At 59.6% G+C, this 13931-nt stretch carries 13 protein-coding genes; 12 read left to right on the plus strand and 1 reads right to left on the minus strand.

Going from position 1 to position 13931, the window contains the following annotated elements:
- The first annotated feature begins 15 nt into the window (after positions 1-15).
- The 9 genes from ACZ9IM_RS17600 to otnI all read left to right on the plus strand — a co-directional run bounded on the left by ACZ9IM_RS17600 (position 16) and on the right by otnI (position 10039).
- A complete protein-coding gene (locus ACZ9IM_RS17600; RefSeq protein ID WP_427625313.1) occupies positions 16-672 on the plus strand; it encodes an HAD family hydrolase in 657 nt (218 codons plus the stop codon).
- Between the two features lie 47 nt (positions 673-719).
- The gene (locus ACZ9IM_RS17605) at positions 720-1208 is read left to right on the plus strand and encodes an Lrp/AsnC family transcriptional regulator (RefSeq protein ID WP_008146530.1); all 489 of its coding nucleotides are present in this window, start codon (positions 720-722) and stop codon (positions 1206-1208) included.
- Positions 1209-1357: 149 nt separating this feature from the next.
- On the plus strand, positions 1358-3481 hold the full coding sequence (locus tag ACZ9IM_RS17610; RefSeq protein ID WP_476224570.1) for a TonB-dependent siderophore receptor: 2124 nt from the start codon (positions 1358-1360) through the stop codon (positions 3479-3481).
- Positions 3482-3987: 506 nt separating this feature from the next.
- Entirely contained in the window at positions 3988-4692 is a 705-nt protein-coding gene (locus tag ACZ9IM_RS17615) for a FadR/GntR family transcriptional regulator (protein ID WP_008074812.1), read from the plus strand.
- 42 nt (positions 4693-4734) lie between these two features.
- Complete coding sequence (ltnD, locus tag ACZ9IM_RS17620; RefSeq protein WP_007906163.1) at positions 4735-5640, plus strand: L-threonate dehydrogenase; 906 nt, start codon at positions 4735-4737, stop codon at positions 5638-5640.
- 10 nt (positions 5641-5650) lie between these two features.
- A complete protein-coding gene (gene otnK, locus ACZ9IM_RS17625; RefSeq protein ID WP_427625318.1) occupies positions 5651-6943 on the plus strand; it encodes a 3-oxo-tetronate kinase in 1293 nt (430 codons plus the stop codon).
- 8 nt (positions 6944-6951) lie between these two features.
- Positions 6952-7590, plus strand: a complete 639-nt coding sequence (otnC, locus tag ACZ9IM_RS17630; RefSeq protein WP_177319504.1) for a 3-oxo-tetronate 4-phosphate decarboxylase — start codon at positions 6952-6954, stop codon at positions 7588-7590.
- 184 nt (positions 7591-7774) lie between these two features.
- On the plus strand, positions 7775-9235 hold the full coding sequence (locus ACZ9IM_RS17635; RefSeq protein ID WP_476224571.1) for a GntT/GntP/DsdX family permease: 1461 nt from the start codon (positions 7775-7777) through the stop codon (positions 9233-9235).
- A 21-nt stretch (positions 9236-9256) separates the two neighbouring features.
- Positions 9257-10039, plus strand: a complete 783-nt coding sequence (gene otnI / locus ACZ9IM_RS17640) for a 2-oxo-tetronate isomerase (protein ID WP_427625320.1) — start codon at positions 9257-9259, stop codon at positions 10037-10039.
- A 4-nt stretch (positions 10040-10043) separates the two neighbouring features.
- Here otnI and ACZ9IM_RS17645 read toward each other — a convergent pair whose 3' ends face one another.
- Positions 10044-10862 carry a DeoR/GlpR family DNA-binding transcription regulator gene (locus ACZ9IM_RS17645; RefSeq protein WP_063343788.1) on the minus strand — a complete coding sequence of 273 codons (819 nt, stop codon included), beginning with the start codon at positions 10860-10862 and terminating at the stop codon, positions 10044-10046.
- A gap of 302 nt (positions 10863-11164) precedes the next feature.
- On the opposite strand from ACZ9IM_RS17645, the gene ACZ9IM_RS17650 reads away from it, so the two are divergent.
- From ACZ9IM_RS17650 to ACZ9IM_RS17660, 3 genes are read left to right on the plus strand one after another with little or no spacing between them, the layout of a single operon-like run.
- On the plus strand, positions 11165-12022 hold the full coding sequence (locus tag ACZ9IM_RS17650) for a sugar phosphate isomerase/epimerase family protein (protein ID WP_476224572.1): 858 nt from the start codon (positions 11165-11167) through the stop codon (positions 12020-12022).
- The gene (locus ACZ9IM_RS17655) at positions 12015-13064 is read left to right on the plus strand and encodes an isopenicillin N synthase family dioxygenase (protein ID WP_476224574.1); all 1050 of its coding nucleotides are present in this window, start codon (positions 12015-12017) and stop codon (positions 13062-13064) included. The genes ACZ9IM_RS17650 and ACZ9IM_RS17655 overlap by 8 nt, the downstream gene beginning before the upstream one ends.
- A 26-nt stretch (positions 13065-13090) precedes the next feature.
- A complete protein-coding gene (locus ACZ9IM_RS17660; RefSeq protein WP_427625323.1) occupies positions 13091-13888 on the plus strand; it encodes a transporter substrate-binding domain-containing protein in 798 nt (265 codons plus the stop codon).
- Positions 13889-13931 lie beyond the last annotated feature (43 nt).

Consider the following 13931-nt stretch of genomic DNA (forward strand, 5'->3'; position numbering starts at 1 on the left):
GGGAGGCAACACACCATGTACCTGACTGATTATCGTGCACTGCTGATCGATTGTGATGAAGTTCTGGTCGATCGGGATTCCGGTATCTGGACGGCCCTGCAACCATTGCTCGAAAATCATCTGGGCGTGCTGGGCAGGGAAGAGGTATTGGCTGCATTTGACGAGGCGGTACGCACGCTCTATCCACGTTTTCCCGAGCTGGGTTTCAGTGGCTTATTGTGCTTCGCCCATCGTCAATTGGCAGAACGCTTCGGGCTCAAGGCCAGTTGGGAGGAGGGCATGAGTTTCGCCCGATCGGTGGGCAACTGGTCGCTGTTCGAGGATGCGCCCGGCGCTATGTTGTATTTGCGCAAATTCTATCGGCTGCTGGTGTGCTGCGATCGTGATGCCGAGGATCGCGAACAGCTCTGTGAGCGTTTGGGAATTACGTCCGAAGACTTGCTTTCCCGAGTCAGCAAGCCACTGGAGGACAGCGTCTGGTTGCAGGACAATAACCTGCAAGCCAAAGATATCCTGCAGATCTCCAGGCCTCCTGCCGAGCCGCCAAAATCGGCTGGTTTGTGCCTGATTTGTCGTGGCCATAGGAACGATACCCAGCAATGTCCTGCGGATTTTTGCATCAATAGCATGGCCGATCTGGTCACTCAGCATCAGCAATCTTTGCGCCGCTGATTTTGCTATAACCTCTGTCTATCTGAACGGCAATCAAGAGGTACACGATGGAAGGTTTAATCAAACTAGACCGAATTGATATCAGTATCCTGGTTGAGCTTCAAAAAGACGGCCGAATGACTAACGTCAGTCTGGCCGATGCGGTGGGTCTATCGTCCAGCCCCTGTTTGCAACGGGTCAAGCGGCTAGAGTCGGCCGGGTATATTTCCGGGTATCGAGCCCATCTCAACCTCGCCAAGATCACCGACTCGGTCACGGTATTCACCGAGATCACGCTCAGCGACCACAAACGGGAAGACTTCGCCAAGTTCGAGTCCAATATCCGTTTGGTCGATGAGGTACTCGAGTGCCACTTGATCAGCGGCGGTTACGATTATCTGGTGCGTTTCATGACCTGCAGTATCCAGCATTATCAGGAAGTGATTGAAGGCCTGCTGGACAAGAACATTGGTATCTCCAAGTACTTCAGTTACATCGTCATCAAATCGCCGGTCCTCAAAGATGGGGTTCCGCTGCGTAGACTATTGCGTCACTGAGGCCCCGGCCATGAGCCGCAATTGATTTTGAACTTGCCCCTGTTTCACAGAGATAAAACGTATCAGCAGAGAATGGGAATTGATATTATTCGTCATCAATTCTCGCCGGGTTCCTGAAGTGCCCGGCATCTTCTTAAGGTCGTCTGTCGATGCGTCGAACTCTCGTTTCTCTGTGTGTGATCCAAGCCATTTCCCAGACCACCTGGGCTGACCAGGCACCGACTGATCCTGCGTCAATAGAGTTACAAGCGATCGACATCAACGGCACATTCGAAGAGCAGGCCCAGGGCCCGGTTCAAGGGTATCGGGCGACTCGTTCGGCCAGTGCGACGCGCACCGACACTCCGATTCATGAAACCCCACAATCGATCAGCGTGGTCACCCGGGATGTCGTGGAAGACCTCGGCGCCACCCGCCTGCAAGACGCTCTCGATTACGCTGGTGGCGTGGGCCGTGCGAATAACTTCGGCGGCCAGGGCCTGACCACTTTCACCGTGCGTGGCTTTACCACCGGTGAGTTCTACCGCAACGGTTTCCCGATCAACCGCGGTTATCCGAACATGCCCGACGCCAATACCATCGAGCGTCTGGAGGTCCTGCGCGGGCCAGCCACCACGCTCTACGGCCGTGGCGACCCGGGCGGCACCTTCAACGTGGTGTCCAAACAACCCCTGACCGAGCGCACCGTCACCCTGGGCAGTCAGCTCAATGATCAGGGCATGCGTCGCGCAACGATGGATGCCTCAGGGCCGCTGGACGATGAAGGGCGACTGGCCTATCGGCTGAACGTGATAGGCGAGGGTGGCGACACCTTCCGTGATCACGTCGAAAACGAGCGTTACGGTGTGGCACCGGTCCTCGGGTGGCAGGTCAACGACACTACCCGTATCACCTTCGAAGGCGATTTCATGCGCAACAACGCGCCGCTCGATCGGGGCGTGACTCGCTATCGCAATCAGATCGGCGTCGCGTCGCGGGATACTTTTTTCGGTGAGAAGGATATCGGCAAGCTGCACAACGACAACAACATGGCGCAACTGCGTTTCGAACATTTCCTGAACGACAACTGGACCTTGGGCGGCGGCACGCAATTTCTCGACGGCAGCCTGCAAGGCAATGCCATTGAAGGCAACGGGGTCGCTGCCGACGGCCGAACGTTGGGACGCAACTTCAATTACCGGAAACTGGAATGGCGTGACCGGGATGTGCAGTTGAACCTGACCGGGCATTTATCCACGGCCGGATTCGACCACACGTTGCTCACGGGCATCGAGTATGAGGATTACGATTACAAGTCGATCATCCGTCGTTCCAGTGGGGCGGTGAGTGCCTACCCTATCGATATTTTTGATCCGGTCTATGGCCAGCCGCGTCCAGCGCTGACCCGCACCACCACCAATGATCAGGAAAACCTCAAGACCTATGCCGCTTTCGTGCAAGATCAGGTAACGCTGACCGAGCGCTTGAAAGTCTTGGCTGGCGTACGTTTCGAACGCTTCGAACATGATTACGACAACAACCTCGTCAACGGTGTGAGCTGGACCAACAGCGACAACGCCGTCACTCCGCGCCTGGGGCTGATCTACGATCTGACCCCGACCGTGGCGATCTATGCCGACACGGCGCGGTCCTTCAAGCCCAACAGCGGTGCCAGTCGAACGGGCGGCGGTTTCAAACCTGAAGAAGGCAAATCCTACGAGGTGGGCGTCAAGTGGCAGGCCCTTGATCGTCAGTTAAGCGTGGATGCCGCGGTGTATCAGATCGAAAAACGCAACGTTCTGACGACAGACCCGGTGGACTCGACCTTCAGCGTTGCGGCGGGTGAAGTTCGTAGCCGTGGCTTTGATCTGAACGTGGCCGGCAACCTCACCCCGCAGTGGCGCATGATCGGTGGCTACGCCTACGTGGATGCCGAAGTCACCCAGGACAACGTGCTGAAGTCAGGCACCCGCCTGGTGAACATTCCGCGCAACAGTTTCAGCCTGTTGAACGTCTACGAGTTTCAGGACGGTGGCCTCAAAGGACTGGGCCTGGGACTGGGCGCCAAGTATGTCGACGAGCGCGCCGGCCAGACCGCGGCCAATGCCTTCTCCATGGATAGCTACGAGGTGTTTGACCTGCTCAGCTTTTACAAAGTCAACGAGCACCTGCGGCTTAACCTCGACCTGAAGAATGTGTTCGACAGCCACTATGATGAAGGCGCCTTTGGCAACGTTTACGCCTATCCGGGCGCGCCGAGAACCGTGCAGATGGGAATTTCATACACCTTGTAGAGAGCGCTTCAGGGCGCACTTTTAGAGCGCCACACGAACAACCTGCATCAGTCGGAGGCGACGTCATGAACGTTCGCCTTCAGCTTCGAGAAAGGGTGGCCAGATCATCCGCTTTTCCAGCGACGTTGGCTCACCACTGTCTGCATTCGCAGCCCTCGGTCAATGACGATCGATTGGGAATGAACTGCGGCGAGGGGGCTTGCCCCCGTTTGAGCGCGTAGCGCTCACAAAATCTTTGGTACACCAAAGATTCCAGGGCTGCTTCGCAGCCCAACGGGGGCAGGCCCTCTCGCCACAGGGCATTACTCAAAACGCCCACCGACTCATTCCTCGATAACAAAGGCTCCTGTCAGTTGGATCCCACTGAGCAGTGGTTGCCCGTTCCTCCAGTTTGAATGTTAAAAAATGTTATTTTAAAAAAATACTTCACATAATCCGTTCATTGGAGGATTATCTGCTCAACCTGTATGACAACCTGATAACAAGACAAAAACAGGATGGCTACGATGTTCGACAAGGTCCCGACTCACGTGCTGAGTGACAGCGTCGCTCAGCAGCTGCTGGACAAGATTGACAGCGGTGTGTTCGCCACCGGCAGCAAACTGCCCAGCGAAGCCATGCTCTCGGAAGCCTTCGGTGTCAGTCGCACCGTGGTCCGCGAAGCCATCTCCCGTCTCAAGAACGAAGGCGTGCTGCAGCCTCAGCAAGGGCGCGGCATCTTCGTTACCGCCAACGCCAATATCCGCCCGCTGCGTATCGATTACGCCGAAGCCAATCTGCCCGGCAGTGTCTTTCATCTGTTGGCGCTGCGACGTGCCATCGAGGCGGAAATCGCCTGCGAGGCGGCGCTCAATCGCAGCGAGGCCGATCTGGTGCAGATTGACGAGGCGCTGGCACGCATCGATGAAGAGGTTGATGAAGGACAGGACGGTGTTCGCGCCGATGTAGCTTTTCATCGCGCCATCGCTCAAGCCACGGGCAATCCCTACTTTCTCAAGACCCTGGAATTCGTCAGTCAGTACCTGGAGGCCGCCACCCGCATCACCCGCACCAACGAGGCGGGCAGGGCGGATTTCTCCCGCCAGGTGCATGAAGAACACCAAGCGATCGTGGCGGCCATTCGGCTGCGCGATCCGCTCGCCGCCGGGCATGCCGCCCGTGCCCATATCTATAACGCGGCCCGCCGCCTGCGCCTTGCCGGCGTGGAATAGGCCGCTGTTTTTCCTCATAAGCCGGTAACTAAGGAGTACCCCATGAATAACAAAAATGTCGGTGTTGTCGGTCTGGGCGCGATGGGCCTGGGCATTGCCCGCTCACTGTTGCGCAGCGGCTTCAATGTGCATGCCTGTGATGTGCGTGCGGCGGTGACGGAACAGTTTGCCGGCGAGGGCGGTGTGGCGTGTGCTTCACCCGCGCACATGGCTGCTGAGTGCGACGTGATCATTACCGTGGTGGTGAACGCCGAGCAGACCGAAACCGTGTTGTTTGGCGAAGGTGGTGCTGTCGCGGCGTTGCGCCCTGGCAGCCTGGTGATCGGTTGCGCCACCGTGGCGCCGACCTATGCCGTGGACCTGGGCCAGCGCCTGACCGCGCAGGGCTTGCTGTATCTGGATGCGCCGATTTCCGGTGGCGCGGCCAAGGCGGCTGCCGGTGAAATGACCATGATGACGTCTGGCCCGGCCGATGCTTATGCCAAGGCCGAAGCAGTCCTTGCAGGCATGGCCGGCAAGGTCTATCGCCTGGGCGATACCCATGGTCTGGGCTCGAAGGTCAAGATCATCAACCAACTGCTCGCCGGGGTGCACATCGCTGCGTCTGCCGAAGCCATGGCGCTGGGTCTGCGAGAAGGTGTCGATGCCGATGCGCTGTACGAAGTGATCACCCACAGCGCCGGCAATTCCTGGATGTTCGAAAACCGTGTGCCGCACATTCTCAAGGCCGATTACACACCGTTGTCCGCGGTGGATATTTTCGTCAAGGACCTGGGCCTGGTGCTGGATACCGCACGGGCCAGCAAATTCCCGCTGCCGTTGTCGGCCACCGCCCACCAGATGTTCATGCAGGCTTCCAGCGCCGGTTTCGGTCGTGAAGACGACTCGGCGGTGATCAAGATTTTCCCCGGCATCGAGTTGCCGACTGCCAAGACTGAGCCGGTTTGAGGAACGCCCAATGAACACCACCACCGCACGCCCATTGCTGGGTTGCATCGCCGACGATTTCACCGGCGCCACGGACCTTGCCAACATGCTGGTACGCGGCGGTATGCGCACCGTGCAAAGCATCGGCATTCCGAGCAGCGAAGTGGCTGCCGGGCTTGATGCCGATGCGATTGTCATCGCACTGAAGTCGCGCACCATCCCCGTCGCCGAAGCGGTTGAACAGTCCCTCGCGGCGCTGGCCTGGCTGCGCGAGCAAGGCTGCGAACAGATCTTTTTCAAATATTGCTCGACGTTTGATTCCACCGCAGCCGGCAACATCGGCCAGGTCAGCGAAGCGCTGCTGGCGGCGTTGGGTAGCGATTTCACCTTGGCGTGCCCGGCGTTTCCGGAAAATGGCCGGACGATCTTTCGCGGCCACCTGTTTGTGCAGGATCAACTGCTCAACGAGTCGGGCATGCAGCATCACCCGCTGACGCCGATGACCGATGCCAACCTGGTTCGGGTGTTGCAATCGCAGACCGGCCTGAACGTCGGCCTGTTGCGCTACGACACCATTGCCCAAGGGGCCGAGCAGGTGCGTGAGCGCATCGCAGAACTGCGGACTCAAGGTGTCGGCATGGCGATTGCCGATGCCTTGTCGGATCGCGATCTGTACACCCTCGGGGCCGCTTGCGCCGATTTGCCGTTGCTGACCGGTGGTTCGGGGCTTGCATTGGGCTTGCCGGAAAACTTCCGTCGCGCCGGCAAACTGCGTGACCTCGATGCCTCGAAACTCCCGGCAGTATCAGGCGGTGAAGTGGTGTTGGCCGGCAGCGCTTCGATCGCTACCAATGGGCAAGTGGCAGCCTGGCTCGAAGCCGGTCGGCCAGCGTTGCGGATTGATCCGTTGGCCCTGGCTGCCGGGGAGCCGGTGGTCGCCCAGGCCCTGGCTTTCGCCAAGGACAATGAACAAACCGTATTGATCTACGCCACCAGTTCACCGGATGAGGTCAAGGCCGTGCAACACCAGTTGGGCGTCGAGCAGGCTGGCAGTCTGGTGGAAAACGCGTTTGGCGAAATTGCCGAGGGCCTGCGCCAGAGCGGCGTACGCCGCTTCGTGATTGCTGGCGGTGAAACCTCGGGCGCTGTGGTTCAGGCGCTGGGTGTGCAATTGCTGCAGATCGGCGCGCAGATCGATCCGGGTGTGCCGGCGACGGTCAGCAGTACTCATGAGCCGCTGGCCCTGGCACTCAAATCGGGCAACTTCGGTAGCCGGGATTTCTTCAGCAAAGCCTTGAAGCAACTGGCCGGGGATGTGCAATGAACGGTGCAGTGAGTAATGAAAATGCCCTGCGCGAAGAAATCTGCCAGGTCGGCCGCAGCCTTTATGAGCGCGGTTACACCGTCGGCAGCGCTGGCAACATCAGCGCGCGTCTGGATGACGGCTGGTTGATCACACCGACCGATGTCTGCCTCGGCCGCCTCGACCCGGCGACCATCGCCAAGGTCAATCTGGCCGGCGAATGGGTCTCTGGTGACAAGCCTTCGAAAACATTGGCGCTGCATCGCCAGGTCTACGATCGCAACCCGGGCGTCGGTGGCGTGGTGCATACCCATTCCACCCATCTGGTGGCGTTGACGCTGGCCGGTGTCTGGCAGCCGGACAACATCCTGCCGCCGCTGACGCCGTATCAGGTGATGAAAGTCGGGCCTGTCCCGTTGATTGGTTACCAGCGGCCCGGCTCGCCGAAGGTGGCCGAACAGGTCGCGCAATGGGCCAACCGCGTTCGCGGCGTGATGCTCGAACGGCTGGGGCCGGTGGTTTGGGAAAGTTCAGTGTCCAGGGCCAGCTACGCCCTGGAAGAACTCGAGGAAACTGCGCGGCTGTGGCTGATGAGCAATCCCAAGCCCGAGCCGCTCGATCAGGCAGCACTGGATGAGCTGCGAGTGACCTTCGGCGCGCACTGGTAGCGCTCTAATTTTTTAACACGATAGACCGATAAAGCAGGCCCTGTTCGGGAGACGCGCAGCGACTTCCCACGCTCCCGGCTTGCCTGAAAAATACAATAACAAGAGGACATCCAGGCATGACTCACCTTCACTGCGACATTTTCAGAACAACCCTTTCGTTCACCCGATGTGGAGGGCTTTTGAAATGAGCCCGTTAATCCTGATGGTTACTGCGGGGCTAGGGATCGCTCTGTTGTTGTTTCTGGTGCTCAAGTACAAGTTCCAGCCATTCGTGGCCTTGATGCTGGTGAGCATTCTGGTGGCGCTGGTGGCCGGGGTGAAGCCGGCCGATCTGGTCGCCACCATCGAAGGCGGCATGGGCAAGACCCTGGGGCATATCGCGATCATCATTGCCCTGGGCGCGATGATCGGGCGGATCATCGAACTCTCCGGCGGTGCCGAGGCGCTGGCCAAGACGCTGATTACCCGATTCGGCAATCGCCGCACGCCACTGGCGCTGACGATTGCCGGGTTCATGGTCGGGGTGCCGGTGTTTTTCGAGGTCGGCGTGATCATCCTGATGCCGCTGGCCTATGGTGTCGCTCGTAGTGCGCGTAAACCGTTGTTGGTGTTCGCGCTACCGATGTGCGCTGCGTTGCTGACCGTACACGCCTTCCTGCCACCACATCCGGGTGCGGTGGCCGCTGCGAGCCAGTTGGGTGCCGACCTCGGCCGCGTGCTGATGTTCGGTCTGCCGATCACTGCGTTCCTTTGCTATGTCGGCTACCGCGTGGCCGGGCGCATGACCCGTCGGGTGTACCCGATGACTGACGATATTCGTGCCGAGGTCTACGGCCCGCATGTCACCAACGAGGACCTGGCTGCCTGGTCCAATGGTAACGACAAGAGCCCTGAACGAGCGGCCGTGGCCGCGTCTCACATGGGCCTGGAAGAAGCCACCAGCAGCATCGTCTCCAAACTGCCGCCGGCACCGCCACCGGGTTTTGGTCTGATCGTCGGCCTGATTGTGTTGCCGATCATTCTGATTCTGCTGGGAACGCTGTCCACCTCGTTGCTGCCTGCCGACTCGGTCCTGCGCGGCATCATGACCGTGCTCGGCGCGCCGCTGGTGGCGCTGCTGATCGATACTTTGCTGTGTGCCTGGTTGCTGGGTTCACGTCGGGGCTGGAGTCGTACTCAGGTGTCTGACGTGATCGGCTCGGCCTTGCCTGGCGTGGCCATGGTGATTCTGATTGCCGGTGCCGGCGGTGTGTTTGGCAAGGTGTTGGTCGATACCGGAATCGGCGCCGTGGTCTCCGACATGCTGCGCACCACCGGTCTGCCGGTACTCGCGCTGGGCTTTCTGCTGACCATGCTGTTGCGTGCGGTTCAGGGGTCGACCACGGTGGCGCTGGTGACCACCGCCGGCATTATCAGCCCGCTGATCGCTACCCTCGATCTCACGGCAAACCACATGGCACTGTTGTGCCTGGCCATGGGCGGTGGCGGGTTGGCCATGTCCCACATCAATGATGCCGGTTACTGGATCTTCACCAAATTGTCCGGGCTGAACGTGGCCGACGGCTTGCGCACCTGGACGGTGTTGACCACCTTGCTCGGCACGTTGGGTTTCGGTATTACCTTGTTGATCTGGCCGTTTGTCTAACCTTCTAACCAAGGAGCTACCATGCCTCGTTTTGCTGCAAACCTCAGCATGCTCTATCCGGAACATGAGTTTCTGGACCGCTTCGCCGCCGCTGCCGCCGATGGTTTCGAAGCCGTGGAATACCTGTTTCCCTACGACTACAGCGCCCAGGAACTCAAACAGCGCTTGAACGATAACGGCCTGGTTCAGGCGCTGTTCAACGCACCGCCCGGCGATTGGGCGGCGGGCGAGCGCGGCACGGTGTCGTTGCCCGGGCGAGAGAGTGAATTTCGTAGCGGCTTCGATCGCGCGCTGGAGTACGCCGCGGTGCTGGGCAACTCACGCATCCATGTGATGGCTGGCTTGCTGCCGTCGGAAACAGATCGCCCACGGCATCACGGCGTGTACCTGGAGAACCTGGCTTACGCCACCGCGCAGGCCGCCAAGGCTGGCATCACGGTGCTGCTGGAACCGATCAATACGCGGGACATGCCGGGCTTTTTCCTCAATCGCCAGGATCAGGCCCAGGCCATCTGCAAGGAAGTGGGCGCCAGTAACCTGAAGGTTCAGTTCGACTGCTACCACTGCCAGATCGTCGAAGGGGACCTGGCCACTAAACTGCGTCGGGATTTCGACGGCATCGGCCATATCCAGATCGCCGGTGTGCCGGATCGACATGAGCCGGACCTGGGCGAAGTCAACTATCCCTACCTGTTCGAGCTGATCGACCAGTTGGGTTATGACGGCTGGGTAGGGTGCGAATACCGGCCGCGTGGTAACACATCGGCCGGCTTGCAATGGCTGCGTGACTGGAAGGCGCGCTAACGCCTTACACGTTGTTATCGCCGGGCAACAGCAGTTCCACACCCTGCTTGCGGATGCTATCGGCCGCGGCAGGGGTCAGCGCGTCGTCGCTGAGGATGATGTCGAACTGCTCGAGCCCGGCGATCCTGTACATGCTGAACGTGCCGTACTTCGAACTGCTGGCCACCAGCACCACTTGCGAGGCCGATTGCATCGCGACCTGCTTGACCTCCACCTTCAGCGCCGAAGGCGTGGTAAGGCCGCGACGCAAATCCCAGGAACTGGTGGAGATGAACGCGATATCGGTGACGATCTGACGCAAGGTGGCCACCGCCAGACCGCCCACGCACGATTGATTGGAGTGATCCAGCTGCCCGCCAGTGTGAATCACCGTGACATGGGGCGCATCGATCAACGCCTGGACAATCCCGAAGTCGTTGGTTACCACAGTCATGCCCGACAGCGCCTTGATATACGGGACGATCTCCAGCGTACTCGTCCCCGCATCCAGATAAATCGTCATATCGGCATGCAGTAACCGTGCGGCGAGCTTGGCCATCGCCTGCTTCTGCGGCAATTCGACCACCGCTTTGAACTGATGGCTGGGCTCGCTATGGAGCTGGCTGGCGATTCGCACGCCACCGGTGACCGAGTAAGCACGGCCTTCCTGTTCCAGCAGCGCGATATCGCGGCGAATGGTCATGTGCGAACAGTCGAACATTTCCATCAACTGATGAACGCTCAGCACCTGATGCTTGCGCAACTGGCGCAGCATCAATTCACGGCGCTGTTCAGGGATCATCGGTGCGCCGCTTTCGGCGGCGATGTCCTTTTGACTAGGCATTCGGGCTCCAGAATGAAGAAAACCGCAGACAAGGAAAGCGGGGGCAAACATAGTAGCGAATCTACGGTGAAGGGACGAGGTGTTGCGGATCACTGTTCCCACGAGGAAACCCGCCGGCGTTAGTTCATGAATTTCTGAACTAACTATTTGCTGCAGCCTATTCAATCATTTGCCGACATGATCTTAGGATCCTCCCCACGGGACTGACGCCATCAGAGCAGCAGCCCGCAGCAACCCTTTCGACTGCCCAGTAACGCCACCAGCCCAATCCGCTAGTGGCCCGACGCAGCCGGGAGGAATGCATGAAGCTAGAGATTTTCCGCACATTGTGGGGCTATACCGCCAGCAAGGCACAGGCCCTGGATGAATTGCTCACCGCCGGCTTCGATGGCATCGAAGCACGCCTGCCACTTCAGGCCGATGAACGTGGTGAGTTCGGCGCTTTCCTGCGCAGTAATCAGGTTCCCTATATCTGCACATTGTTCAGTGCTTACGATGTATTGCCCGACCAGAACGCCACACCCGCCCAACACTTGGCCGACATTGATCGCAAGCTGGGCTGGGCCACGGAGCTGACCCCACGTTTCGTCAATCTGCTGGCAGGTAACGACCGCTGGCCGCAAGCATTGCAGGTCGAGTTCTTCGGCCAGGCGATGGAATTGGCCGCCAGGCATGGGGTGTTCTGCAGTTTCGAGACTCACCGCGCCCGTTCCCTATACAGCCCTTGGGTAACCCTGGAACTGATCCGCCAACTGCCGGGACTGCGTTTCACCAGTGACATCAGTCATTGGGTGGTCTGCTGTGAGCGATTGCTGGACGACCCGGCCGACGATCTTTCGACCTTCGTCGAGCGTGTGCATCACCTTCAGGCCCGGGTCGGCTATGACCAGGGCCCGCAAGTCCCTCATCCCGCCGCCCCGGAATATGCCCGTGAACTGGCGTTTCATCAGCGCCACTGGGAGTCCGTCTGGGCCTCTCAGCTTCAGCGCGGCTATTCGGTCAGCACCCTGACGCCGGAGTTCGGTGCCGACGGTTATCTGCATCACTTGCCCTTCACCAACATGCCGGTGGCCGACCTCTGGACCTTGAACCAGTGGATGGCCCGGACCGAGCGCGAACACTTCGACCGTTTCACCCGTGAAGGAACCCGCCATGAGTAATACCTCATCAACCCAGGCCAACTTCAACAGCATCCCGGTGGTGAACATCGCGGGACTCTTCAGTATCGAGCTGGAGCACCGCCTTGCAGTGGCCGAGCAACTGGGCCGCGCCGCCAGCGATGTGGGCTTTCTGTACATCACCGGGCATGGCATCGATCCGGCGCTGATCGAGGGCCTGCGCCAGGCGGCCAGGGATTATTTTGCACAACCGCTGGAAGCCAAGATGCGCCACTACATCGGCGCCTCGCAAAGCCATAAGGGTTTCGTGCCCGAAGGTGAGGAGGTGTATTCCAAGGGCAAGCCGGATCATAAAGAGGCCTTCGATATCGGCTTCGAAGTGTCAGTGGATGACCCGCTGTTCCTCAACCGTACGCCGCTGCTGGGGCCGAACCACTGGCCCGAAGTGCCGGGCTTCCAGGGCGCGGTACAAAACTACTATCAGGCGGTGTTTGCCCTTGGCCGCCGGCTGTTTGATGGCTTCGCGTTGGCCCTGGGGCTGAAGGAGGGCTATTTCGATGCGCTGGTGACTCGCCCACCCTCCAAGCTGCGGCTGATCCATTACCCCTTCGACGCCGAAGCCGTGGATGCGCCGGGTATTGGCGCGCATACCGACTACGAGTGCTTCACCATCCTGCACGCCGATCAGCCGGGGTTGGAGGTGCTTAACGATCAGGATCAATGGATCGATGCACCGCCAATGCCCGGGGCGTTCGTGGTGAACATCGGCGACATGCTGGAAGTCATGACCGCAGGTGCCTTTGTCGCCACCGCCCACCGGGTGCGCAAGGTCGCTCAGGAGCGCTACAGCTTCCCGCTGTTCTACGCCTGCGACTATCACACGCTGATCAAACCGCTGCCGGCTTTCGCCAAGGATGCCGGGGATTACGAGGCATTGGCGATTGGCGAGCACATGTGGAGCCAAGCGCTGCAGACCTACCAGTACCTGCGCAAACGCGTGGAAAACGGCGAGCTTGAGCTGCCGTCCCGGGCTCGAAAGCCATCGAGCTTCGGCCGCCTGAAAAACACCATCACTCATTCCTAAAAAAACAACCAACGGAGCTTCCCACGATGAAAAGCCACTACGCCCTGAGCAAACTGAGCCTGCTCGCCGCCGGCCTGTTCTGCGCCAACGCCGCCTTCGCCAGCACCGCGACCCCCGGTGTGTTGAAGGTCGGTATGGAAATCACCTACCCGCCGTTCGAGTCCTATGACGCTGACAAGAATGTGGTTGGCTCCGACCCGGAGTTGGCCCACTCCCTGGCCAAGGCGATGAGCGTCAAGGCCAACTTCGTCGATACCAAGTTTCCCAATCTGATCAACGGCCTCAACGCCGGGCATTACGACGCGATCATTTCCGGCATGTACATCACTCCCGAACGCCAGCTCCAGGCCCGTACCATCGCCTATGCCAACACCGGTGCCGCGATCATGGTGCCCAAGGGCAGTGAGTTGACCCCGCAGGTTCCCGAGGACTTGTGCGGCCTGAAGATCGGCCTGGAGCAGGGCACCACCTGGGTCGCCAAATTCACCCAGTTGTCCAGCGACTACTGCGTACCGAACAACAAAGGCGCCATCACCGTCAACGAGTACCCCTCGGCTCCCGAAGTGACGCAGGCGCTGCTCTCGAAGAACATTCAGGCGCAGGTGGAAATCGCCGGTGCCGCGCACATGATCGCCCAGCGCACCAACGGGCGGGTCGTGGTCAGTTCGCAGAAGCTGGTTTATCCGCAGACCTTGGGCATCTACGTGAAGAAAGACGCCGACGCTACCTATCAGGCGCTGGTCAAAGCCCTGGCCGACAGTAAAGCCAGCGGTGAGTACACCGCCATTCTCAAAAAATATGATCTGGAACCGGTCTCCGAGTAATGGCTGAAACCGCGCCCTCGGTCGAGGGCGCGGCTCGTACGAG

It is taken from the genome of Pseudomonas sp. TE12508, assembly GCF_056279485.1.

Excerpts from the sequence above, each read along its gene's own strand:
- ACZ9IM_RS17615 (WP_008074812.1), top strand. The coding sequence starts at position 3,988 with ATGTTCGACAAGGTCCCGACTCACGTGCTGAGTGACAGCGTCGCTCAG.
- ACZ9IM_RS17660 (WP_427625323.1), top strand. The coding sequence starts at position 13,091 with ATGAAAAGCCACTACGCCCTGAGCAAACTGAGCCTGCTCGCCGCCGGC.
- ltnD (WP_007906163.1), top strand. The coding sequence starts at position 4,735 with ATGAATAACAAAAATGTCGGTGTTGTCGGTCTGGGCGCGATGGGCCTG.
- ACZ9IM_RS17645 (WP_063343788.1), bottom strand. The coding sequence starts at position 10,862 with ATGCCTAGTCAAAAGGACATCGCCGCCGAAAGCGGCGCACCGATGATC.
- ACZ9IM_RS17655 (WP_476224574.1), top strand. The coding sequence starts at position 12,015 with ATGAGTAATACCTCATCAACCCAGGCCAACTTCAACAGCATCCCGGTG.
- ACZ9IM_RS17610 (WP_476224570.1), top strand. The coding sequence starts at position 1,358 with ATGCGTCGAACTCTCGTTTCTCTGTGTGTGATCCAAGCCATTTCCCAG.
- otnI (WP_427625320.1), top strand. The coding sequence starts at position 9,257 with ATGCCTCGTTTTGCTGCAAACCTCAGCATGCTCTATCCGGAACATGAG.
- ACZ9IM_RS17605 (WP_008146530.1), top strand. The coding sequence starts at position 720 with ATGGAAGGTTTAATCAAACTAGACCGAATTGATATCAGTATCCTGGTT.
- ACZ9IM_RS17635 (WP_476224571.1), top strand. The coding sequence starts at position 7,775 with ATGAGCCCGTTAATCCTGATGGTTACTGCGGGGCTAGGGATCGCTCTG.
- ACZ9IM_RS17600 (WP_427625313.1), top strand. The coding sequence starts at position 16 with ATGTACCTGACTGATTATCGTGCACTGCTGATCGATTGTGATGAAGTT.
- ACZ9IM_RS17650 (WP_476224572.1), top strand. The coding sequence starts at position 11,165 with ATGAAGCTAGAGATTTTCCGCACATTGTGGGGCTATACCGCCAGCAAG.
- otnK (WP_427625318.1), top strand. The coding sequence starts at position 5,651 with ATGAACACCACCACCGCACGCCCATTGCTGGGTTGCATCGCCGACGAT.